This window comes from Bacillus sp. MYb56 (assembly GCF_002976445.1).
GTDB classification, from domain to species: Bacteria; Bacillota; Bacilli; order Bacillales; family Bacillaceae_G; genus Bacillus_A; species Bacillus_A mycoides.
The window spans coordinates 88,343-109,789 of sequence record NZ_PCOH01000006.1 but is presented as its reverse complement, the minus strand read 5'-3'; the positions used below and the strand labels follow the sequence as shown (position 1 = coordinate 109,789).

At 35.7% G+C, this 21,447-nt stretch carries 23 protein-coding genes and 1 other annotated feature; of the genes, 16 read left to right on the top strand and 7 right to left on the bottom strand.

Features of this window, described 5'->3' with window-relative positions:
* The first annotated feature begins 23 nt into the window (after window positions 1–23).
* A complete protein-coding gene (locus tag CQ058_RS10065) occupies window positions 24–1,262 on the top strand; it encodes a DNA polymerase IV (RefSeq protein WP_002033973.1) in 1,239 nt (412 codons plus the stop codon).
* Here CQ058_RS10065 and CQ058_RS31790 read toward each other — a convergent pair.
* Window positions 1,242–1,406 (bottom strand): hypothetical protein, encoded by a 165-nt coding sequence (locus tag CQ058_RS31790; protein ID WP_165497896.1) that lies wholly within the window; start codon window positions 1,404–1,406, stop codon window positions 1,242–1,244. The genes CQ058_RS10065 and CQ058_RS31790 overlap by 21 nt on opposite strands.
* Before the next feature lie 397 nt (window positions 1,407–1,803).
* A complete protein-coding gene (locus CQ058_RS10055; RefSeq protein WP_000665712.1) occupies window positions 1,804–2,055 on the bottom strand; it encodes a DUF3932 family protein in 252 nt (83 codons plus the stop codon).
* A 189-nt stretch (window positions 2,056–2,244) separates the two neighbouring features.
* Between CQ058_RS10055 and rnz the strand changes: the two genes are divergently transcribed.
* From rnz to sdaAA, 4 genes are all read left to right on the top strand, one after another.
* Window positions 2,245–3,168 carry a ribonuclease Z gene (gene rnz, locus CQ058_RS10050; protein WP_002014952.1) on the top strand — a complete coding sequence of 308 codons (924 nt, stop codon included), beginning with the start codon at window positions 2,245–2,247 and terminating at the stop codon, window positions 3,166–3,168.
* A 562-nt stretch (window positions 3,169–3,730) separates the two neighbouring features.
* The gene (locus CQ058_RS32275) at window positions 3,731–3,868 is read left to right on the top strand and encodes a hypothetical protein (protein WP_002066987.1); all 138 of its coding nucleotides are present in this window, start codon (window positions 3,731–3,733) and stop codon (window positions 3,866–3,868) included.
* 45 nt (window positions 3,869–3,913) lie between these two features.
* Window positions 3,914–4,573 (top strand): L-serine ammonia-lyase, iron-sulfur-dependent subunit beta, encoded by a 660-nt coding sequence (gene sdaAB, locus CQ058_RS10040; RefSeq protein WP_002088527.1) that lies wholly within the window; start codon window positions 3,914–3,916, stop codon window positions 4,571–4,573.
* Between the two features lie 18 nt (window positions 4,574–4,591).
* On the top strand, window positions 4,592–5,470 hold the full coding sequence (sdaAA, locus tag CQ058_RS10035; protein ID WP_105589669.1) for an L-serine ammonia-lyase, iron-sulfur-dependent, subunit alpha: 879 nt from the start codon (window positions 4,592–4,594) through the stop codon (window positions 5,468–5,470).
* A gap of 57 nt (window positions 5,471–5,527) precedes the next feature.
* On the opposite strand, the gene proI is transcribed toward sdaAA, so the two are convergent.
* On the bottom strand, window positions 5,528–6,367 hold the full coding sequence (gene proI / locus CQ058_RS10030) for a pyrroline-5-carboxylate reductase ProI (RefSeq protein WP_002066991.1): 840 nt from the start codon (window positions 6,365–6,367) through the stop codon (window positions 5,528–5,530).
* A 166-nt stretch (window positions 6,368–6,533) separates the two neighbouring features.
* Here proI and CQ058_RS10025 point away from each other — a divergent pair, with 166 nt between their 5' ends.
* Complete coding sequence (locus tag CQ058_RS10025) at window positions 6,534–7,487, top strand: MBL fold metallo-hydrolase (RefSeq protein ID WP_002014957.1); 954 nt, start codon at window positions 6,534–6,536, stop codon at window positions 7,485–7,487.
* Window positions 7,488–7,496: 9 nt separating this feature from the next.
* Entirely contained in the window at window positions 7,497–8,291 is a 795-nt protein-coding gene (locus CQ058_RS10020; RefSeq protein ID WP_105589668.1) for an SDR family oxidoreductase, read from the top strand.
* Between the two features lie 29 nt (window positions 8,292–8,320).
* On the opposite strand, the gene CQ058_RS10015 is transcribed toward CQ058_RS10020, so the two are convergent.
* A complete protein-coding gene (locus CQ058_RS10015; RefSeq protein ID WP_002014960.1) occupies window positions 8,321–8,506 on the bottom strand; it encodes a YqzH family protein in 186 nt (61 codons plus the stop codon).
* A 224-nt stretch (window positions 8,507–8,730) separates the two neighbouring features.
* On the opposite strand from CQ058_RS10015, the gene argC reads away from it, so the two are divergent.
* The 7 genes from argC (at window position 8,731) to CQ058_RS09980 (ending at window position 14,886) form a co-directional block, all read left to right on the top strand.
* A complete protein-coding gene (argC, locus tag CQ058_RS10010) occupies window positions 8,731–9,768 on the top strand; it encodes an N-acetyl-gamma-glutamyl-phosphate reductase (RefSeq protein WP_105589667.1) in 1,038 nt (345 codons plus the stop codon).
* Window positions 9,769–9,778: 10 nt separating this feature from the next.
* Window positions 9,779–11,002 carry a bifunctional glutamate N-acetyltransferase/amino-acid acetyltransferase ArgJ gene (gene argJ, locus CQ058_RS10005; protein ID WP_002088515.1) on the top strand — a complete coding sequence of 408 codons (1,224 nt, stop codon included), beginning with the start codon at window positions 9,779–9,781 and terminating at the stop codon, window positions 11,000–11,002.
* Between the two features lie 11 nt (window positions 11,003–11,013).
* The gene (argB, locus tag CQ058_RS10000; protein WP_044442690.1) at window positions 11,014–11,781 is read left to right on the top strand and encodes an acetylglutamate kinase; all 768 of its coding nucleotides are present in this window, start codon (window positions 11,014–11,016) and stop codon (window positions 11,779–11,781) included.
* Window positions 11,778–12,938, top strand: coding sequence for an acetylornithine transaminase (locus CQ058_RS09995; RefSeq protein ID WP_105589665.1), 1,161 nt, complete (start codon window positions 11,778–11,780; stop codon window positions 12,936–12,938). Before argB ends, CQ058_RS09995 begins: the two co-directional genes overlap by 4 nt.
* A 12-nt stretch (window positions 12,939–12,950) precedes the next feature.
* Window positions 12,951–13,901 (top strand): ornithine carbamoyltransferase, encoded by a 951-nt coding sequence (gene argF, locus CQ058_RS09990; protein WP_105589664.1) that lies wholly within the window; start codon window positions 12,951–12,953, stop codon window positions 13,899–13,901.
* Between the two features lie 147 nt (window positions 13,902–14,048).
* Window positions 14,049–14,600, top strand: a complete 552-nt coding sequence (locus CQ058_RS09985; RefSeq protein WP_070144780.1) for a DUF2062 domain-containing protein — start codon at window positions 14,049–14,051, stop codon at window positions 14,598–14,600.
* 58 nt (window positions 14,601–14,658) lie between these two features.
* Window positions 14,659–14,886 carry a hypothetical protein gene (locus tag CQ058_RS09980; protein ID WP_105589663.1) on the top strand — a complete coding sequence of 76 codons (228 nt, stop codon included), beginning with the start codon at window positions 14,659–14,661 and terminating at the stop codon, window positions 14,884–14,886.
* A gap of 24 nt (window positions 14,887–14,910) precedes the next feature.
* On the opposite strand, the gene CQ058_RS09975 is transcribed toward CQ058_RS09980, so the two are convergent.
* Complete coding sequence (locus tag CQ058_RS09975; RefSeq protein WP_002129002.1) at window positions 14,911–15,357, bottom strand: MarR family winged helix-turn-helix transcriptional regulator; 447 nt, start codon at window positions 15,355–15,357, stop codon at window positions 14,911–14,913.
* Window positions 15,358–15,429: 72 nt separating this feature from the next.
* Window positions 15,430–16,209: a GDSL-type esterase/lipase family protein gene (locus CQ058_RS09970; protein WP_105589662.1), complete on the bottom strand. Its 780-nt coding sequence runs from the start codon at window positions 16,207–16,209 to the stop codon at window positions 15,430–15,432.
* Window positions 16,210–16,571: 362 nt separating this feature from the next.
* On the opposite strand from CQ058_RS09970, the gene cpdB reads away from it, so the two are divergent.
* The gene (cpdB, locus tag CQ058_RS09965) at window positions 16,572–18,962 is read left to right on the top strand and encodes a bifunctional 2',3'-cyclic-nucleotide 2'-phosphodiesterase/3'-nucleotidase (protein ID WP_105589661.1); all 2,391 of its coding nucleotides are present in this window, start codon (window positions 16,572–16,574) and stop codon (window positions 18,960–18,962) included.
* 57 nt (window positions 18,963–19,019) lie between these two features.
* Here the strand turns inward: cpdB and nhaC are convergent, their stop codons facing one another.
* The gene (nhaC, locus tag CQ058_RS09960) at window positions 19,020–20,393 is read right to left on the bottom strand and encodes a Na+/H+ antiporter NhaC (RefSeq protein WP_105589660.1); all 1,374 of its coding nucleotides are present in this window, start codon (window positions 20,391–20,393) and stop codon (window positions 19,020–19,022) included.
* Between the two features lie 277 nt (window positions 20,394–20,670).
* Window positions 20,671–20,890 (bottom strand) — a binding site (T-box leader).
* Between the two features lie 142 nt (window positions 20,891–21,032).
* Between nhaC and CQ058_RS09955 the strand changes: the two genes are divergently transcribed.
* Window positions 21,033–21,389, top strand: coding sequence for a hypothetical protein (locus CQ058_RS09955; RefSeq protein WP_142396340.1), 357 nt, complete (start codon window positions 21,033–21,035; stop codon window positions 21,387–21,389).
* The last annotated feature ends 58 nt before the right edge of the window (window positions 21,390–21,447 follow it).

Sequence of the window (21,447 nt, the reverse complement as noted above, 5' to 3'; positions counted from 1 at the left end):
GTTCTTTGGAAGGGGTGAGTATAATGCGAGAAATGTATCCGAAAAATGGACGTGTTATTTTACATGTAGATATGAATTGTTTTTTCGCATCTGTTGAAATTGCTCATGACCCATCATTACAAGGAAAGCCATTAGCGATTGCGGGGAATGAAAAAGAGAGAAAAGGGATTATCATAACATGTAGTTATGAGGCGAGAGAATATGGAATACGTACGACGATGCCTCTATGGGAAGCGAAGCGATTATGCCCGCAATTAGTTGTGAGGCACCCTAATTTTACATTATATCGAGAAGCTTCATTTCAAATGTTTCAAATTCTTTCCCGTTTTACAGAACAAATACAACCGTTTTCTATAGATGAAGGGTATTTAGATATTACAGATTGCTATGCGCTCGGTTCGCCTCTTGAAATAGCGAAGATGATTCAACAAGCGTTACTAACAGAGTTACAGCTTCCATGTAGCATTGGGATTGCCCCAAACCTTTTCCTAGCAAAGACTGCTTCAGATATGAAAAAACCTCTTGGAATTACAGTACTTCGAAAACGTGATATCCCAGAAATTATTTGGCCACGATCAGTTGCAGAGATGCATGGAATCGGAGAGAAAACAGCTGAAAAACTAAAAGACATTCATATACATACAATTGAACAGTTAGCAAAAGGAGACGAGCATATCATTCGCGCTAAAATTGGAAAGCACGGTGTTGATTTACAAAAACGTGCAAAAGGTATGGATGACAGGGAAGTTGATCCGAATCAAATGGGACAACATAAAAGCGTTGGAAATTCGATGACTTTCTCAAAGGATATGGACGAAGAAAAAGAATTACTTGATATGTTAGAAAGATTATCGAAATCAGTAAGCAAAAGGCTACAAAAACGAACTCTCGTTAGTTATAACATTCAAATTATGATTAAATACCATGATCGTCGCACGGTAACACGGAGTAAACAATTGAAAAATGCAATATGGGAAGAACGGGTTATTTTCCAAGCAGCATCACGTTTATGGAAGCAACACTGGGATGGTGATTCTGTTCGTCTGTTAGGTGTTACAGCTACTGAATTAGAGTGGAAGACAGAATCGGTGAAACAGTTAGATTTGTTTTCATTCGAAGAAGATGCGAAAGAAGAGCCGTTACTTGCTGTTATTGATCAAATTAATGAAAAGTATGGAACACCTCTTTTACAGAGAGGTAGTCAATTATTGCGTAAGCAAGAAAAGTCGTTTCAGCAAAAATTAGAAAATAAGTTTATGTAGAAGGTGGCATGAAGCAGTAAATATCATGCCACGATATACATTTGACCAGGGTCTATCTTCATGATTAGACTTTGCTGCTGCTGATGCTGCAAAGCTTGACAAGGCTATTCCTGCTGTTAAAGTTAGAACCGTTATTTTTTTCATTTATACTCCTCCTATTCTTTTACTTGTAAGCCCTTAAAAAATATAGCATATAAAACAAAATGATATATATATAGATTTTTAAATGTTAATATTTCTTTAATATTAACTATAACTTTTTAACAAATATCTTATAAAAAATATCATTACACAAAGTTTTTCAACCAATAAAAGCTGTTTTACTTATAGATATTAAATAAAAACAAGATATTTACAAAAAAAATACAATATAGTTGCTTCAATTGCGCTACAAGTAAAAGGATTATTTAATAAATCAAGTGAAAAGATAATTTTAGATGAATTTGATCGAAGTATGTATACAGATTTTCGGACAGAAGATGATTGTTTGTTAAGTAAGTATAAATAAAAAAGCACTGTAACCAGTGCTTTTTATTATAGATTATGAGATTGTAGGATTTTCAAAAATAACAATTTCTGAGTTACTTGTTGTTGAAACGCGTTGTGCGTAATATGTTAAAGCTGAAGAAATATATGTTGGTAACGTCTCATTTGTATGTGATGTTGTATATTCATGGATTAATTCTTTTAAAGTCGTCCATTCTAATTGTGCTGGGTGATCAGAAACGAAAGAACTTACCCAGCGATCAAATGAAGATGAAAAATCAGTTTGTAAACGAAATACTTCTTTCATAATAAAACGCTCCCTTAAAATGTAGTATAATCATTTTAACATAAAACACGAACGATTACTAAGTTTTTTGAATATAACGTTCGTGTTATATAGTTGTCTAGATGATTGGTTATGTAAATTCGATTTGCCATTTGAAATAACATTCCGTAAGATGAAAGATAGATTATATAAAGAGCTGGAGGAAAGAAAGTGGAATTTGTATTTTTAGGAACTGGTGCAGGTGTTCCTTCGAAAGGAAGGAATGTTTCAGCAATTGCTTTGCAGTTGTTAGAAGAACGAGGACAGACTTGGTTATTTGACTGTGGCGAGGCGACGCAACATCAAATATTACATACATCAGTACGTCCACGCCGCATTGAAAAAATATTTATTACGCATTTACATGGCGATCATATTTTTGGATTGCCGGGTTTATTGGGTAGCCGTTCGTTTCAAGGTGGAACAACAAAATTAACAGTGTACGGACCAAAAGGAATTAAACAATTTATTGAAGTGGCATTATTAGTAAGTACGACACATGTTAAATATCCACTTGAAATCGTTGAGATTACGGAAGAAGGTATTGTGTTTGAGGATAATGAATTTTGTGTAGAAACAAAAAGGTTATCACATGGAATTGAATGCTTCGGATATCGAATTGTAGAGAAAGATATACAGGGAGCTCTTTTAGTGGATAAGTTACTGGGAATGGGTGTGAAACCTGGTCCCGTTTTTAAACGCTTAAAAGATGGTGAAGTAGTTGAATTAGAGAATGGCACAGTGTTAGATGGAAAAGATTTTATTGGCCCGCCTCAAAAAGGAAGAGTTATTACAATTTTAGGCGATACACGATATTGCGAAGCGAGTAGAGAGCTTGCGCAAGATGCTGACGTACTTGTTCATGAAGCGACTTTTGCGGCAGAAGATGAACAACAAGCGTATGATTATTTTCATTCCACATCTAAGCAAGCTGCGAGTATTGCACTTCAGGCAAATGCAAAACGCTTAATATTGACTCATATTAGTTCTCGTTATCAAGGAGATACATATAAGGAATTATTGAAAGAGGCAAGAGAGCTATTTTCTAATACAGAAATAGCTACGGATTTAAAATCATTTCCAGTAGAAAGATAATAATGTTGTGAAAAAATGGTGACGATAGGTTGCCATTTTTTTTATTTCTAAAAAAAATTAAAAATAAAACTGTTATCATTTTATTTTTATATAGGATGACACAGAAAGTTTTAATGATGTGAAGATATAGGATAAAAATACATAATACCGATTATTTAGAAAAACTGTTATATAAGTCAGACGACATACGAGTGGTACAAGTAGCGAAAATGGATTTTTATTCAGAACTTTTAAAATTCATTAAAAGTAAGCGTTTTATTAAAAACAAGCTATAATGAGGGCAGATTATAATTTATTGTAGGCTACATGCGTTTTAGCCATTTGTCATAACAAGTGAAGTTGACTAAATCGTGAGAGAGCAACATGGAAATTATAATAGGAAGGATATTACTATTATTTGTACTAAGTCTTTTTTCACTTTTTAGCTTTAAAATATCAAAAGGTATGAAAGCAATGGGAGTTTCACTTGTTTATGCTATGCTTGTAAGGGGTTCTGTGTTAAACTTTGGATTGCTACCAGACTTTATTGTGGACTATCTTATATTATTTTTAAATGCAGGTAATGCTAAGTTTCTTATTTATTATTATAACTGGTATTATTTCAGGATATATTGCTTCACTGTTATTCAAAAACTATCCAATTCTTACAGCGGAACAAATTCGTGGTACGACTGGAACAGCAACCGATTCGGTAGCTTAATAGAATAGTAAATAATTTTTTCATAGAGGTTTAGGGGGAGTTATGATGAAGTATCGCTCAGTGTTTGATATTATTGGTCCGGTTATGATTGGTCCATCAAGTTCACATACAGCAGGCGCGGCAAGAATGGGGCAAGTTGCTCGTCAGCTGTTTCGTCATGAACCAGAGAGAGTTAGCATTTCATTATATGGTTCATTTGCAAAAACATACCGTGGTCACGGTACGGATGTAGCGCTAATCGGTGGAATACTAGGATTTGAAACAGATGATTTACGTATTCCAAGTGCGTTAGATATTGCAAAAGAACGCGGGATTGAAGTGGAATTCATTGAAGAAGATGCAAATGCTCCGCATCCAAATACAGCGAAAATTCGTCTGTATAAAGGTGAAGAGGAAATTGAAGTTGTTGCTTGCTCAATTGGTGGCGGTAAAATTGAAGTTGTAGAATTAAACGGATTCGATCTTCAATTAACAGGCACGAGTCCAGCACTACTTATTGTAAATAACGATCGCTTTGGTGCTATCGCAGCTGTAGCTTCAATCCTTGCTAAGCATGAGATTAACATAAGTACAATGAGTGTTTCTCGTAAAGAAAAAGGAAGAAGAGCGCTTATGGTCATTGAAACAGATGAATTATTAGCAGATGAAGTAATTGCGGAAATAAATGGGCAACAAAATATTTGTCAAGTAACTATTATGGATTAATTGCAGGGGGGACACACCATGTTTCGGAACGCAGCGGAACTAGTGGCGCAAGCTAAAGAGCAAAATGTAAAAATCGCAGAAATTATGATTCAATGTGAAATGCAAACAAGAAATATCTCACGTAAAGAAGTAATTGCTGGAATGGAAAAGAACTTAGTCGTGATGGAACAAGCAGTAGAACGCGGTATTCGTGGTGTAAAATCACCGACTGGTTTAACTGGCGGGGATGCTGTGAAAGTCCAAGCGTATATGCAGAGTGGAAAAGGCTTATCTGGAGATACGATTTTGGACGCAGTGAGTAAAGCTGTTGCGACAAATGAAGTAAATGCGGCGATGGGAATTATTTGTGCAACACCAACAGCAGGATCTGCTGGAACAGTGCCAGGTGTACTGTTTGCACTGCAAGAAAAATTACAGCCGACACGCGAAGAAATGATTGAATTTTTATTTACAGCAGGAGCTTTCGGTATGGTTGTTGCGAATAATGCTTGTATTTCTGGCGCGGCAGGAGGTTGCCAAGCTGAAGTAGGTTCAGCAAGTGGAATGGCAGCTGCAGCAGCAGTTGAGATGGCTGGTGGAACACAAGATCAAGCAGCTACAGCGATGGCGATTTCATTAAAGAATATGCTTGGTTTAGTATGTGATCCTGTTGCAGGGCTTGTAGAAGTACCTTGTGTAAAACGTAATGCAGCAGGAGCTGCGAATGCCATGATTTCAGCTGATTTATCATTAGCTGGTGTAACGAGTACAATTCCATGTGATGAAGTCATTGAGGCGATGTTTAGAATTGGACAAACGATGCCAGTAGCACTTCGTGAAACAGCAGAAGGTGGCCTTGCAGCAACACCGACAGGTCGTCGTTTGCAAGAAGAGATTTTTGGTAAGAGTAATAACTAAAAGCATATCATATGATTAAAGTAAAAACGGAGCTCAAATAAAGTTGAGCTCCGTTTTTTATTTTTCTTTTGCTATTTCTTCTAATGTTTTTCCAAGATCGTGTGATCGTTTCGTTGCTTGTGTAATACATGAGATTAATGCTTGTTGAAAATTATGCTCCTTTAATACTTCAATACCTGCTTCAGTTGTTCCGCCAGGAGAAGTAATTTCTTTTCGCAAAATAGAAGGGTGTTTTTCGCTTGCTTTTAGCATTTCAGCAGAACCAATCATTGTCTGAAGAATAAGAGATTTTGCAACATCTTCTTTTAAACCAATTTTTTTTGCTGCCTCTTCCAGTGCCTCTACCACGTAATAAATATAAGCTGGTCCACTTCCAGATAATGCAGTGATAGCATGCATATCTTCTTCTTCTACAACAGAGACGAGACCAATCGTTTCAAATAAAGATGTTGCAGTGCGAATATGTTCCTCCGTTGTGTGTTCTGAAGGTGAGATAGCGGTAGCGGATTTTAAAATGGCTGCAGATGTATTTGGCATTGCACGAATAATCGGAACGTCTTTTTGAAGTAGGTTTCTAATTGAATGAGTAGAAACACCTGCTAATAATGAAATAATAAGCAAGTCATTATTTATGTATTCTTTAAGAGGAATAACCGCTTCTGCGACATCTTTTGGCTTCATAGCTAGAAAAAGAATATTTGCATCAGCAAGTAATTCCTTTTTATTATGTGTACCTTTGACACCGTATTTTTTATGTAACTCCTGTAATCTTGTCTCGTTAGAACGATTACTTACAGTGACGTGTTCTCCCTTAACAACATTTGCGTTTAATAAGCCACCAATAATCGCTTCGGCAATAGAGCCTGCACCGAGAAAGGAAATGTTTTGCATAGACATGATGTGCCTCCTTTAAATTTGGTTAGAAATACTTATAAATGTACATACATTCGTTTTTTTATGGAAAAGACCTCTTTTTATCTGAAAATAATGACAAATTTATAGGGAAGTTGTAAACTGAAGAGGTATTCATTTTTGAACCGGAAAAAGACAGGGGGGGCTAAGCATGACGGCGATTCATCGAATGGAGATTCCTGTTCCATTTGCAGTTGAGACAGTGAATGTGTTTTTAGTTGAGGGGGAAACATTAACGTTAATTGATACAGGGACAAATACAGAAGAAGCAAAGAAAGCACTAGAAAGTCAATTAGGTGCATTAGGATATAAGATAGAAGATATTGAAACGGTAGTGATTACGCATCACCATGCGGATCATTGCGGACTTTTAAATACATTTTCTGAAAAAGTAAAGATTATCGGACATCCTTGGAATGAACCGTGGATTACACAGAATGCTGAATTTTTAAAGAGGTATCATGAATTTTTTAAAGAGACAGCCTTGCAGTTCGGCGTTCCAGCAGTATTTCTGAATGGTGAGGCGTTATTGACGACGAAGACACTTAAATATTCTTGTAATAGATCGTTAACACATACCGTGAGAGAGGGAGATCGTATAGATTCGTTACCTGGATTTACAGTGATTGAAACCCCGGGTCATGCTTCCACTCATATTTCATTATATAGAGAATCTGATGGAATATTAATTGGTGGGGATGCTCTCATTAGTCATATTTCTTCAAATCCAATATTAGAACCACCATATGAAGGGCAAACAGAAAGAGCGCATCCTTTATTGCAGTACAATCAAACGTTAAAACGTTTAAGTGAAATGAATATTTCACGGATTTTATCAGGGCATGGGGAAGATGTTCTGAATGTGAAACAACTTATTGAAACAAGATTACAAAAGCAAGAGACACGTGCTTTTAAAGTGCTTGAACTATTAAAGGAAAAGCCAATGACAGCATTTGAGGTGTGTGTAAAACTATTTCCGGTATTATATAAAGAGCAATTACCACTTACTATCTCAGAAACTGTTGGACAATTAGACTTTTTAGCATATAATCAACAGGTGATGATTGATGAATCTTCACAACAATTGATTTATTATGCAAAGTAGGTGACAGCAATGACGGGATGTTTACAAGAAAAAGTAATCGTCATTACAGGTGCTTCTAGTGGAATTGGAGAGCAAGTTGCAATGCAGGTTGCAGAGCAAGGGGCGACGCCGGTATTAATGGCTCGAACAGAAGAGAAGCTACAAGCATTAGCAGACAAAATTAAAGTAACGTATAATACGCCTTGCTATTACTATGTATTAGATGTAAGTGAAGAAACGGAAGTACAATCTGTTTTTTCAAAGGTATTACAAGAAGTAGGACGTATTGATATATTGGTAAATAATGCTGGGTTTGGTATCTTTAAAACGTTTGAAGATGCTTCAATGGATGAAGTAAAGGATATGTTTCAAGTAAATGTATTTGGATTAGTAGCTTGTACGAAAGCGGTATTACCTAATATGATAAAAAGGAACGAAGGACAAATTATTAATATTGCTTCATTGGCTGGAAAAATTGCAACTCCGAAGTCGAGTGCTTATGCAGCAACAAAACACGCTGTATTAGGATTTACGAATAGTTTACGTATGGAGTTATCTAACACAAATGTGTATGTAACAGCAATTAACCCAGGACCGATAGAAACGAACTTTTTTGAAATAGCCGATCAATCAGGTACATATGTGAAAAATATGGGACGTTACATGTTAAAACCAACATATGTAGCAGAACAAATCGTAAAGACGATGCAAACGAAAAAACGTGAAGTAAACTTGCCGAAGTGGATGGGAATGGGGCCAAAGCTCTACGCATTATTCCCAGGTTTATTTGAACGCGTTGCAGGCAAATCATTAAGTAAAAAATAGGAGATTTCCATATGGAAATCTCCTATTTTTTATTTTCCAGTCACATAATCGTAAACGATATCCTCAACAGCCTCGTATACATCAATTTCAGTATTTGAATGAATTATCATTTGAATATGTTTAATTAGCATTTCCTGATCCTCTTTTGAAACAGGATTACATTGATATTGCCGAAAACTTTTTATAATCATTTTCTCAATTAATTTTTTATTCATGTTTTTCCCCGCCTGTATGTATACATGTATTGTTTTATTGTACTTGAAGTGAAATAAAAATACTACTATGCACTATTTTTGCATAAAAATCCACTTGTGTATATTGCTTTTATAGCAAGAATAATATTTTGAAGTTTTTAAAAATTATAAATATTTAATTGACTTTATAATTATGCAATATTATAATCAAACTTAATTTAAAGAATAGATATGAGGAGGAGCTTATGAAAGTCGCAATTATTGGAGCAACTGGATATGGAGGTATTGAGTTAGTTCGGTTATTAGAGCAACATCCATATTTTTCGATAGCATCTCTCCATTCTTTTTCACAAGTCGGTGAATTTATAACAAATGTATACCCGCATTTTCGAAATGTTCTTGTCCATACGTTACAAGAAATTGATGCGGAGAAAATAGAGAAGGAAGCTGAAATTGTATTTTTAGCAACCCCAGCGGGAGTATCGGCAGAGTTAACACCAAAATTATTGGCAGTAGGTTTAAAAGTAATTGACCTATCTGGAGACTTTCGTATGATAGATCCCTCGTTATATGAATTGTGGTATAAAAGGCCAGCTGCACAGGAAGAACTTCTTAGGAAAGCAGTATATGGATTAAGTGAATGGAAAAGGCCTGAGATCCAAAATGCAAATTTAATTGCAAACCCAGGATGTTTTGCTACAGCTGCATTATTAGCGGTAGCGCCGTTAGTACGTAGCGGCATGATTGAAGAAGCTTCGATTATTATTGATGCGAAATCAGGAGTATCTGGAGCGGGCAAAACGCCAACAACAATGACTCACTTTCCTGAGTTATACGATAACTTACACATTTATAAAGTTAATCAGCATCAGCACGTTCCTGAGATTGAGCAAATGCTTGCAGAGTGGAATCGTGAAACGAAGCCAATCACGTTTAGTACACATTTAATACCGATATCACGAGGGATTATGATTACACTTTATGCGAAAGTGAAAAAGGAAATGAAAATAGAGCAACTTCAAAAGTTGTATGAAGAAACGTATGAATACTCAGCTTTCGTTCGAGTTCGCTCGCAAGGAGAATTTCCAAGTCCGAAAGAAGTAAGGGGCTCAAATTATTGTGATATTGGGATAGCTTACGATGAAAGAACAGAAAGAGTTACGGTCGTTTCTGTTATAGACAATATGATGAAAGGTGCGGCAGGGCAAGCAGTTCAAAATGCAAATTTATTAGCGGGACTAGAAGAGACAACGGGTTTACAGCATATGCCGCTTTATCCATAAGGGGGAAATTATGATTAAAGCATCGTCTATTACAAAATTAGCAAATGGTTCAATTGTTACACCAAAAGGCTTTTTGGCAATCGGTACTGCAAATGGTCTGAAAAAGGTGAAAAAGGATATGGGTGCAATCGTTTGTGAGGTGCCAGCATCATGTGCCGCTGTGTATACAACAAATCAAATACAAGCAGCGCCGTTGCAAGTAACGAAGGATAGCATAGCAGCAGAAGGGAAATTACAAGCAATTGTTGTAAATAGCGGCAATGCAAATGCTTGTACGGGGATGAAAGGATTGCAAGATGCTTATGAGATGCGAACATTAGGAGCGGAACACTTTGGAGTAAAAGAAAAGTACGTCGCAGTCGCTTCAACAGGTGTAATTGGAGTACCTTTACCGATGGATATCATTCGAAAGGGAATTGAATCTCTTGTGCCAACAAAGGAAGTAAGTGAAGCTTATTCTTTTTGTGAAGCAATTTTAACGACAGATCTTATAACGAAAGAAACTTGCTATGAGATGATAATTGATGGGGAAGCAGTGATCATTGCTGGGGTCGCAAAAGGATCAGGGATGATCAAACCGAATATGGCAACGATGCTTAGTTTTATTACAACAGACGCCAATATAGAGCATGAAGTATTGCAAACAGCATTATCACAAATTACGAATCATACGTTTAATCAAATTACGGTGGACGGAGATACTTCTACAAATGATATGGTCATCGCTATGGCAAGTGGATTATCAGAAACGAAAACGATGAATATGGAACATGAAGACTGGGAAACTTTCGTAGTTGCTTTACAAAAGGTATGTGAAGATTTAGCGAAAAAAATTGCACAAGATGGTGAAGGTGCTACGAAGTTAATAGAAGTAAACGTGTTAGGGGCTAGAACAAATGAAGAAGCAAAGAAAATTGCAAAACAAATAGTCGGTTCCAGTCTTGTGAAAACAGCGATATACGGTGAGGACCCAAATTGGGGACGAATTATTAGTAGTACTGGACAGAGTGAAGTAATTATTAACCCAAATACAATTGATATCACTCTTCAATCTATCGCCGTATTAAAAAATAGTGAGCCTCAAATGTTCTCTGAAGAGGAAATGACAAAGAAATTACAAGAACATGAAATAAAAATTGATGTGTGTTTACATTTAGGAGATGAAACGGGATCAGCTTGGGGCTGCGACTTAAGTTATGAATATGTGAAAATAAATGCTTGTTATCGTACATAAGGAGAGAGAAGATGAGTGATTATATTGTAGTTAAATGTGGCGGTAGCATGTTGAATCGATTAAATAGTGTCTTTTTTGATTGTATAAAGAAATTGCAAAATAAGTATAAGGTTGTTATTGTCCATGGCGGTGGCCCAGAAATTGATGCCAAGTTAGAAGACGCTAATATCGAGATAGAAAAGAAAGATGGATTAAGAGTAACGCCGAAAGAGGTTATGGATGTTGTTCAAATGGTGCTATGCGGAAGTACGAATAAAAAATTCGTAATGAATTTACAAAAACATGATTTACTTGCGGTGGGGCTTTCAGGATGTGACGGTAATTTACTTCAAGTTCAACCTGTTGGCGAAGCGATAGGATATGTAGGAGAAGTAAGTTATGTAGAAACAGCCCTATTGAAAGGGTTGATAGATATGAATTATATTCCTGTCATTGCCCCAATTGGGATAAATGGTAATGAGGTTTATAACATAAATGCAGATACCGCTGCAGCTGGAATTGCAGCCGCACTATCCGCAAAAGAACTCATTTTTATAACGGACGTAGATGGAGTATTACACGAAGGAAGATTGGTAAAGAAAACGGATGAATATGAAATTCTTACTTTTATAGAACAAGGCGTCATTACAGGTGGAATGATTCCGAAAGTACAGGCGGCACTTACATCGTTAAAAATGGGAGTGAAAAAGGCTAGTATCGTAAATGGTACAAAGGATTTTACTGAGGTTACAGGAGAGTGTGTTGGAACTACGGTAACAAAAGGAGTGAGTATCGTATGACAAGCCATCTTTTTCAAACATATGGAAGAAGAGAAATTGAATTTCTAAAGGGCAATGGGGCGAAAGTTATTGATAAAAGTGGTGAGCAATATTTAGATTTCACTTCTGGTATTGGAGTATGTAACTTAGGACATTGTCATCCTACGGTTGTAAAGGCAGTAGAAAAGCAACTTAGAAATATATGGCATATATCTAACTTATTTACGAACTCCTTACAAGAAGAGGTCGCATCATTATTAACAGAAGATACAGCATTAGATCATGTGTTTTTTTGTAATAGCGGGGCGGAGGCAAATGAAGCGGCTTTAAAGCTAGCACGTAAGCATACTGGAAAATCTCTCGTAGTAACATGTGAGCAATCTTTCCACGGGAGAACATTTGGAACGATGAGTGCAACAGGGCAAGATAAAGTGAAAGAAGGATTCGGTCCATTACTTCCGTCTTTTTTACATATACCATTTAACGACATACGAGCATTAGAGGAAGTAATGAATGAAGAAGTTGCGGCGGTAATGGTAGAAGTTATTCAAGGAGAAGGAGGAGTAATATTAGCTGATCCATCCTTTTTGAAGGAAATTGAAAAACTATGTAATCAGTACAATTCTCTTTTTATTATAGATGAAGTACAAACTGGAATAGGCAGAACAGGAACACTATTCGCTTATGAGCAAATGGGAATAATTCCTGATATCGTTACCATCGCAAAGGCGCTTGGGAATGGTATTCCAGTTGGAGCGATGATTGGCCGAAAAGAACTAGATTCTTCTTTTACTGCCGGGTCACACGGTTCAACTTTTGGCGGGAATTATATTGCGATGGCTGCAGCGAAAGAAGTATTGCAATTCATTAAGGAACAATCGTTTTTTAAAGAGGTACAGGAAAAGGGCGAGTACGTATTAAAGAAATTGCAAGAAGAATTACGACACGTTGAATGTGTTCAAAATATTCGTGGTAAGGGACTTATGATTGGAATCGAATGCAAGCATGAGGTTGCAAATGTCATAGAACAACTAGAAAAAGCAGGACTTCTCGTATTACAAGCAGGGCCTAATGTTATAAGACTATTACCACCACTTATTGTAACGAATGAAGAGCTAGAACAGGCAATATATATGATAAAAAGAGTGGTTTGTACAAAAAATGCATCAATAATATAAGGGGGAAATTTCATGTCAACTGTACAAGTACCGAAATTAAATACGAAAGATCTTTTAACGTTAGAAGAATTGACGCAAGAAGAAATCATTTCTTTAATTGAGTTCGCTATATATTTAAAAAAGAACAAGCAGGAGCCTTTATTACAAGGGAAAATATTAGGTCTCATTTTTGATAAACATTCAACCCGTACTCGCGTTTCTTTTGAAGCAGGAATGGTACAGCTCGGAGGACATGGAATGTTTTTAAGTGGAAAAGAGATGCAAATTGGCAGAGGAGAAACGGTGTCAGATACTGCGAAAGTACTATCTCATTATATTGATGGAATTATGATACGCACATTTTCGCATGCGGATGTAGAGGAGCTTGCAAAAGAGTCCAGTATCCCAGTTATTAACGGTTTAACTGATGATCATCATCCTTGCCAAGCATTGGCAGATTTAATGACGATATATGAAGAAGTTCATACGTTTAAAGGAGTTAAATTAGCTTATGTAGGTGATGGGAATAATGTATGTCATTCACTATTGCTAGCGAGTGCAAAAGTCGGAATGAATATGACTGTTGCAACTCCCGTAGGGTATGAGCCGAATGAAGAAATTGTTAAAAAAGCATTAGCGATTGCTGATGAAACAGGGGCTGAAATTGAAATTTTGCATAATCCTGAATTAGCGGTAAGTGGAGCAGATTTTATTTATACTGACGTTTGGATGAGTATGGGCCAAGAAGGAGAAGCAGAAAAATATACTTTATTCCAGCCTTTCCAAGTAAATAAAGAGCTTGTTATACATGCAAAGCAAACATATCGTTTCCTGCACTGCCTGCCTGCTCATCGTGAAGAAGAAGTAACTGGAGAGATTATAGATGGGCCACAGTCTATCGTTTTTGAGCAAGCTGGTAACAGGTTGCATGCCCAAAAGGCATTATTAGTGAGTTTGTTTCAAACTACTGGAAAACTTTCCTGAAAAGGAAGGTTTTTTTATATTGAAATGTCGGATGTATATTTGGTTAATCATCTCTATATCATTTATAATAAAAAGAGAAAACTAATTTTGGTTTTCATATCATGTAAGGACATACTATAAAAAAATATAGTTAAAGAGATGATGAATTTGAAAACAACTAAGAAAACATATTCGTTTTTTCAGCGAATGTGGAGAATATTAAAGTTTCAATATTTTAAGTTGCTTCGATCTCCAGAAGGAGCAAAGAAAGTATCGTTAGGTTTTGCTATTGGATTTGGTTTAGAAATGTTGGTAATTTATACGGCATCGCTCGTATATTTAATATTTTATCCAATTGTCAGGTTAGCAAAGGGATCTTTTCCAGCCGCAGTCATTGGTAATATTATTGGGAAAATATCGTTTCTCCCAGTATTTTTGTTTCCGTTTGCTTATGCGTTAGGGAAAACGATTTATCCATTTGATGTACAGAAAATACATCATAAACCATTTACGATATCAGATTTGTTTTCGAGCCATATTTTTACGATGTTAAAGAGCTTATTACAGAGTGAAGTATATGTATTAATTGGTATGACGATAATAGGGATTGTGTTTGGGGTAATTTCATATTTCGTTGTGCATTATTTATATGAAAAGAATCGTAAGTTACGTTTGAAGAAAAGAAAGAAACAAGTGAGAGAACCACTTGTGCAAATATAAAGAATGTCACATTCGTTTTCTCCTTTGAATATGTTTAAGAAAAAGGGGGAGAGAATGAATGTATTATTATTACGTACCTCAAGTATACTCGTATCCAACATATTATCCGATACATGATATGCGGAGACAATTTGGAGTGTATCAGCAACCACAGCAAATACCACAAATACCACAAATACCACAAATACCACAAATACCACAACAACAGCCTACGCAAGAACAAAAACCATATTTAACGACATGGCCGTATTCAAATGTATACTATGGTAATTATTACGAATCATAAAGCTGCTTCTATTTAGAAGCAGCTTTATGCGTTTGTTTTCAAAATTAAATTTTGAATGGTTTTAAGAGAATAAATGAGCTTTTCACGCTCTTCCTCAGATAATGTTTGAAAATTTTCTTTTAGTTTGCCTAAAATGAATTGCTGATACTGACTTACTAACACTTTCCCTTCAGTTGTTAGGGAAATTAAAATGACCCTTCGATCTTTTTCGCTATAATGACGCTCTATTAGCTCTTCTTGAATAAGTTTGTTTAATAGAGGGGTCATGTTAGGCCGTGAAATCGCTAGCCGCTTGCCAATTTCTGAAACTGCTAATGTACCATTTTCATGCAAAAGCAGTAACACTTGCGTATGTGATGGCGGCATATGTCTTTGAGAAGAAAACTCTCCAGGAAGCATAAATTTGCGATAAAAAAGAGGCACTAGCGAAAGAAGATGATCAACAATACGTTCCCACTCGCGTGATTCCATATAACGGCCCCCTTCCACTATCATTGTAACAAAAAAGACAAGGTATAAAAATAGAATTGTTTCATGGTAGCCTTAATATTTGTAGGATAACACTTGCTTTGTAAATGTATTGGCAATAATCGTATAACCGTTATCATTTGGGTGTACTTGGTCAAATAGTAAATCTTTTTTATCCTTAGATATTAATTTGCGAATTGGTAAAACAATCGATGGTTGATGTGCTTTTGAAATAGAATAAATAGAATCATTCCAACCATCTAAAAACATATCTGCATAACTTGCGATGGAGTCATCTAGTTGTAAAGGGTTATAGAGTTCAGATAGAATGAGTAAAGCATTCGGATTTTGATCTCGAACGGTCTTTACAATATTTTTTACATCCGTTTCAAAACGGGATTTTTCTTTATTTAACATTTTAATACCATCTATAACACCTACATCACGATTTAAGCGGAATAAATTATTTCCTCCAATATTAATAGTAATTATATTTGCTTCCCTAATTTTTTGTTGAACTTCTTCTGACTGGACTTTTTTAACGAGACGATCTGTAGTGAGACCATTTACACCGAGGTTTTCTACCGTAATTGTTTTATGAATTTGTCCTTCTAATTGTCTAGAAGCTAATTCGGCAAATCCCCCTTGTGTAGATCCATATCCTTTGGCAAGTGAATCACCTAATACGAGGTGATAAAAGGAGTTATTCGTTTGTTTATCAATCCAACTTAGAGCAGATGTTTTTTCTGTTTTTCCTTCAGTTTCTTTTTGTTTTGTCTCATCGTTCTTTTCAAAATTAGAATAAGAAATGATTAGAAGGAGGAGACAAACAATTATTAAGATGACTTTTTTCATAAATTCATCCTCCTTGTAATTGGTAATTGTATCATATTCAGCAGTATTAACAATGTAAGGGCATATTATATGTTTATGAAAAGTTTACAACAACTTTACAGAAAATTTGTAGAAGTATGTCAAAAAATATTGACGATATGAAAGTACATTATATATGATAATGTCAGATAAGGTGAAATTTTAATGAGTAGGGCTTTATTTCCCACTAATTAAAGTTTCACTAATCGGGCGTTTAAGGGGACTACTCATTAGCGCAGGATGAAATGAAAATCTTGTCTCTAATAGAAGAAAAAAGGTATGTGGTTAGAGGGAAATAGAGGTTTATTTCATTATTTTTGGTAATTGTATAAGGGGGATTTTTTGTGAAAAAGTCAAAAAAAATGCTAGCTGGAGCAACTCTTGCGATTGGTGTAATGGCACCACAGGTGTTGCCAACAACAGCTCATGCGGATGAGAATACTGGGGAGAGTACAGTTAAGTTACGAATTCTAGAAACATCAGATATTCACGTTAACTTAATGAATTATGATTATTATCAAACGAAAACAGATAATAAAGTAGGTCTCGTGCAAACGGCAACACTCGTTAATAAAGCACGTGAAGAAGTGAAGAACTCGGTCCTATTTGATGATGGGGATGCATTACAAGGGACGCCGCTTGGAGATTATGTAGCGAATAAAATAAAAAATCAGGAGAATTCTGTTGATCCTAACTATGTCCATCCATTATATCGTGTAATGAATTTAATGAAGTATGACGTCATCTCTCTTGGGAATCATGAATTTAACTATGGTTTAAAGTATTTAAAGGGAGTGATTAGTAAAACAAAAATTCCGGTTATTAACTCGAATGTCTACATAGATGACCACGATAATGATGATACGAACGATAAACATTACTTTGAACCATATCATATTTTTGAAAAAGAAGTAGAGGATGAATCTGGTCAAAAACAAAAAGTGAAAATTGGTGTAATAGGATTTGTTCCGCCTCAAGTTATGAACTGGGATAAAGCGAATTTAGAAGGAGAAGTAAAAGCGAAAGATATTGTTAAAACAGCAAGGGAATTAGTACCGAAATTGAAAGATGAAGAACATGCAGATATTGTCGTTGCACTAGCTCATTCAGGCGTTGATAAGAGTGGATACAGTGTTGATATGGAAAACGCATCGTATTATTTAACGGAAGTTCCTGGCGTAGATGCAGTATTAATGGGACATTCACATACTGAAGTGCAGGATATATTTAATGGTGTTCCAGTTGTAATGCCTGGCGTTTTTGGCAGTAATTTAGGTATTATTGATATGCAATTGAAAAAGGTAAACGGAAAATGGGAAGTACAAAAAAAGGATCAACCTAAGCCAGAACTTCGTAAGATTGCTGATAGTAAAGGGAATCCATTAGTACAGTCGGATCAAAAATTAGTTAATGAAATTAAAGATGAACATGAAAAGACAATCGAATATGTAAATACAGCTGTAGGAAAAACGACAGCGCCAATTAATAGTTATTTCTCATTAGTACAAGATGATCCTTCTGTACAACTTGTAACAAATGCACAAAAATGGTATGTAGAAAAGTTATTTGCTGAAAATGGACAGTATAGCAAATATAAAGGAATTCCAGTTTTATCTGCAGGCGCACCATTTAAAGCAGGTGGCCGAAACGGTGCTACATATTATACGGATATTCCAGCTGGAACGTTAGCAATTAAAAACGTGGCAGATTTATATGTATATCCAAATACGTTATATGCTGTAAAAGTAAATGGGGCACAAGTGAAAGAATGGCTTGAAATGTCTGCAGGGCAGTTTAATCAAATCGATCCAAAGAAAACAGAAGAACAACCATTAGTAAATATAGGCTATCCTACATATAACTTCGATATTTTAGATGGCTTAAAATACGAAATTGATGTAACACAACCAGCGAAATACGATAAAGATGGAAAAGTTGTAAATGCAAATACGAATCGTATTATAAATATGACATATGAAGGTAAGCCAGTAGCTGACAATCAAGAGTTCATCGTCGCTACAAATAACTATCGCGGAAGTAGCCAAACGTTCCCAGGTGTAAGTAAAGGAGAAGTTGTATACCAATCACAAGATGAAACACGTCAAATCATTGTGAAGTATATGCAAGAAACACCAGTTATTAATCCAGCAGCAGATAAAAATTGGACGTTTAAACCGATTGTTGCAGATAAATTAAATACAACATTCGATTCTTCACCAAATGCACAAAAGTATATAAAAAAAGATGGAAAAATCTCATACGTTGGACCATCTGAAAATGAATTTGCTAAATATGCAATTGATATAACGAAGAAGAATGATGATAAGGAAACTGGTGGAGAGAATCCAACGATACCGCCAACAGGTGAAGGCAATAACGGAGAGAATCCAACGACACCACCAACAGGTGAAGGCAATAACGGAGAGAATCCAACAACACCGCCAACAGGTGAAGGCAATAACGGAGAAAATCCAACGACACCACCAACAGGTGAAGGCAATAATGGTAATGAACCAAAACAAGATGGAAACAATGCTGGATCTGGACAAACTACAAAAGATGATCAAAATACAAAAGAAACAACAACAACTGTAAGTGAAAATAAAGAAGCTGAAAAAGATGAACGTGATTTACCGAAAACAGGTACAAGCGTCACTTCTACAATTGGAGCAGGACTTGCGTTTGTAGGAGCAGGTTTACTTATGTTATTTAGAAGAAAGAAAGCAAATAGATAGTAAAGTATTGTACAAAAAAAGGATTACCAATTATGGTAATCCTTTTTTATGTGTATATTATGAAACTGGTACTGCTTTTTCTTTTTTCCAAGAAAGACCGAATCCAGTAAATCCAACGATAATAGTTACGACTGGACAAGCTAAACAGAAGATTGCGTATGGAACATAATCGATTGTTGGAACGCTAAGGACGTTTGTTAAGAATACGCCACTTACACCCCATGGTACGAGCGGATTAATTACTGTACCAGCATCTTCTAGTACTCGTGATAAATTACGACGTTCTAAACCGACTTCATCGTATTTGTTAGCGAATGCTTGTCCTGTTAAAACGATTGATAGGTATTGCTCGCCGAGTAAGAAGTTTACACCAATTGCAGTGGAAGCGGTAGAAATAATTAAGCGTGTACTAGTTTTTACAAAGCTAGAGATGATATTCATCAGCTGTGCTATAATACCCATTCCTTGTAATAATCCTCCCATACAAAGAGCTAGGAAAATAAGAGCGATTGACATCATCATACTTTGTAAACCACCGCGAGATAATAAGCTATCAATATCTTTTATACCAGTTTTAGAAACGTAACCATCTTGCATAATTTTCATTAAATCAGCTAAAGAAGTGCTAGGTTTAAAAATAAAGAGAATAATAATTCCTACCACAATTCCTGCAAGCAATGTTGGAACTGCTGGAACTTTTTTAAATGCGAATAGGAACAGTAATAAAATTGGAATAAGTGTAACGATAGAAATCGTTGTGTTTTTTTCTAACGTGCTAATAAAGTTTGTGAAGTCAACGTCTCCACTAGTGCCGCTTCCTAAAATTAAAAATGCGATAAAAGCAATAATGAAAGCAGGAACTGTTGTCCAAAGCATGTTGCGAATATGCTCAAATAAATCTACACCCGTTACAGCAGGAGCTAAGTTTGTTGTATCAGATAAAGGAGACATTTTATCTCCAAAGAATGCACCAGAAATAATTGCACCAGCAATCAGAGCTGGATCGTATCCGAGAGCACTACCCATTCCCATAAAGGCAAGCCCTACTGTTGCTGCAGTTGTAAATGCACTACCGATACTCGTTCCAACAATTGCACAAACAACAAAAACAGTAGGAACGAAAATTTTAGGAGATACAAGTTGGAATCCGTATACCATTAAAGTTGGAATTGTTCCAGCTGCGATCCAAACACTAATTAATACGCCTACAAGTAAGAAAATAAAAATAGATGGAATACCAGCTGAAACACTACTTATCATTCCTTTTTCCATAGTAGACCAAGAGATTTTTTTCATAAATCCAAATGCTAATAAAAGAACGATACCAAATAAAATTGGGATGTGTGGTGAAACTTCTAATTTGATAACACTAAAGCCAATACAGAAAAAGATAAATAATGTTAAAAGAACAGATTCAATTTTTGAAACCATTGTTTTTCCCTCCTAAGTAATTTAAAATAGCTCTTTTTTATATAAAATTCGCCAATATTGTATATTTCCTTCTAAAATTTAGAATTTTGCGACAAATTACCGGTAATTGTCAACATCTCAATATGATACGGAAATGATTGGATAAAAAAACGCCCCTGCATATAATTATGCAGGGACGAAGAAATCGCGGTACCACCCTAGCTTGTGAAAGGAATGTATCACAAAATAAAGGGTCATATGATATGCGCTCATAAAATAAAAACGCCCCTGCAATATATGCAGGGACGAAAAATTCGCGGTACCACCCTAAATTGTGAAACAGTTTCATTTCACCACTCTTTAGACATAACGGTCTAAACCGTCTTTCACTACTCCTCACGTTTCGTAAAAGAAGCTCCAGGGGGTAATTCATAAATCGCTCTGTACTGGTTCGCACCGACCACCAGCTCTCTGAAATCAGAAAACGAAATACTACTAAATCCTATCAACGCCGATTCATATGATGTTAGTTAAATTTTTATCATATATTCATCATACATGTCAATAAAAACATTCGATATTTTTTTAGGGAAATAAAGGAGAAATGTTTTTCATACTGTAAAAATGTGCGTTATAATGAATTTGAAAGGGGAGGAAAGAGTGAAGAAAAAAATAATTCTTTTTACCACCTTACTAGTCGTTGGCGGAAGTGCTGGAATTTACACAGCTTTTGCAGCTGAATCAGAGCAGTCGAAACAAAAGCAAATACAGCAGTCAGAAGTGAAGAAAGTGAAAGAAACTGAAGAGAAGAAATCGATGGAAAAAGCAGCTACGAAACTAGGAGTTTCTACTGAGGGGAAAACAAAAGAAGAGGTTACAAAAGAAGTAGATAACGCTAGATTTGAGCAGCACCATGATTTGTTAATTGAGCATGCTAAGCAACTTGGAATTGATACAGAAGGAAAAAAAGATGAAGAGATTATTTTAGAAATTGGAAAGATACAACATGGAAAGTAGAACAACTTATCGTATGATAAGTTGTTCTTTTTTGAGAACTGTTTGATTTAAAAATAAT

What these genes read in the sequence shown, in the direction of transcription:
- CQ058_RS10065 (WP_002033973.1), top strand. Translation starts at nt 24, where the DNA reads ATGCGAGAAATGTATCCGAAAAATGGACGTGTTATTTTACATGTAGAT.
- CQ058_RS31790 (WP_165497896.1), bottom strand. Translation starts at nt 1,406, where the DNA reads ATGAAAAAAATAACGGTTCTAACTTTAACAGCAGGAATAGCCTTGTCA.
- CQ058_RS10055 (WP_000665712.1), bottom strand. Translation starts at nt 2,055, where the DNA reads ATGAAAGAAGTATTTCGTTTACAAACTGATTTTTCATCTTCATTTGAT.
- CQ058_RS32275 (WP_002066987.1), top strand. Translation starts at nt 3,731, where the DNA reads ATGCTAAGTTTCTTATTTATTATTATAACTGGTATTATTTCAGGATAT.
- sdaAB (WP_002088527.1), top strand. Translation starts at nt 3,914, where the DNA reads ATGAAGTATCGCTCAGTGTTTGATATTATTGGTCCGGTTATGATTGGT.
- sdaAA (WP_105589669.1), top strand. Translation starts at nt 4,592, where the DNA reads ATGTTTCGGAACGCAGCGGAACTAGTGGCGCAAGCTAAAGAGCAAAAT.
- proI (WP_002066991.1), bottom strand. Translation starts at nt 6,367, where the DNA reads ATGTCTATGCAAAACATTTCCTTTCTCGGTGCAGGCTCTATTGCCGAA.
- CQ058_RS10025 (WP_002014957.1), top strand. Translation starts at nt 6,534, where the DNA reads ATGACGGCGATTCATCGAATGGAGATTCCTGTTCCATTTGCAGTTGAG.
- CQ058_RS10020 (WP_105589668.1), top strand. Translation starts at nt 7,497, where the DNA reads ATGACGGGATGTTTACAAGAAAAAGTAATCGTCATTACAGGTGCTTCT.
- CQ058_RS10015 (WP_002014960.1), bottom strand. Translation starts at nt 8,506, where the DNA reads ATGAATAAAAAATTAATTGAGAAAATGATTATAAAAAGTTTTCGGCAA.
- argC (WP_105589667.1), top strand. Translation starts at nt 8,731, where the DNA reads ATGAAAGTCGCAATTATTGGAGCAACTGGATATGGAGGTATTGAGTTA.
- argJ (WP_002088515.1), top strand. Translation starts at nt 9,779, where the DNA reads ATGATTAAAGCATCGTCTATTACAAAATTAGCAAATGGTTCAATTGTT.
- argB (WP_044442690.1), top strand. Translation starts at nt 11,014, where the DNA reads ATGAGTGATTATATTGTAGTTAAATGTGGCGGTAGCATGTTGAATCGA.
- CQ058_RS09995 (WP_105589665.1), top strand. Translation starts at nt 11,778, where the DNA reads ATGACAAGCCATCTTTTTCAAACATATGGAAGAAGAGAAATTGAATTT.
- argF (WP_105589664.1), top strand. Translation starts at nt 12,951, where the DNA reads ATGTCAACTGTACAAGTACCGAAATTAAATACGAAAGATCTTTTAACG.
- CQ058_RS09980 (WP_105589663.1), top strand. Translation starts at nt 14,659, where the DNA reads ATGTATTATTATTACGTACCTCAAGTATACTCGTATCCAACATATTAT.
- CQ058_RS09975 (WP_002129002.1), bottom strand. Translation starts at nt 15,357, where the DNA reads ATGGAATCACGCGAGTGGGAACGTATTGTTGATCATCTTCTTTCGCTA.
- CQ058_RS09970 (WP_105589662.1), bottom strand. Translation starts at nt 16,209, where the DNA reads ATGAAAAAAGTCATCTTAATAATTGTTTGTCTCCTCCTTCTAATCATT.
- nhaC (WP_105589660.1), bottom strand. Translation starts at nt 20,393, where the DNA reads ATGGTTTCAAAAATTGAATCTGTTCTTTTAACATTATTTATCTTTTTC.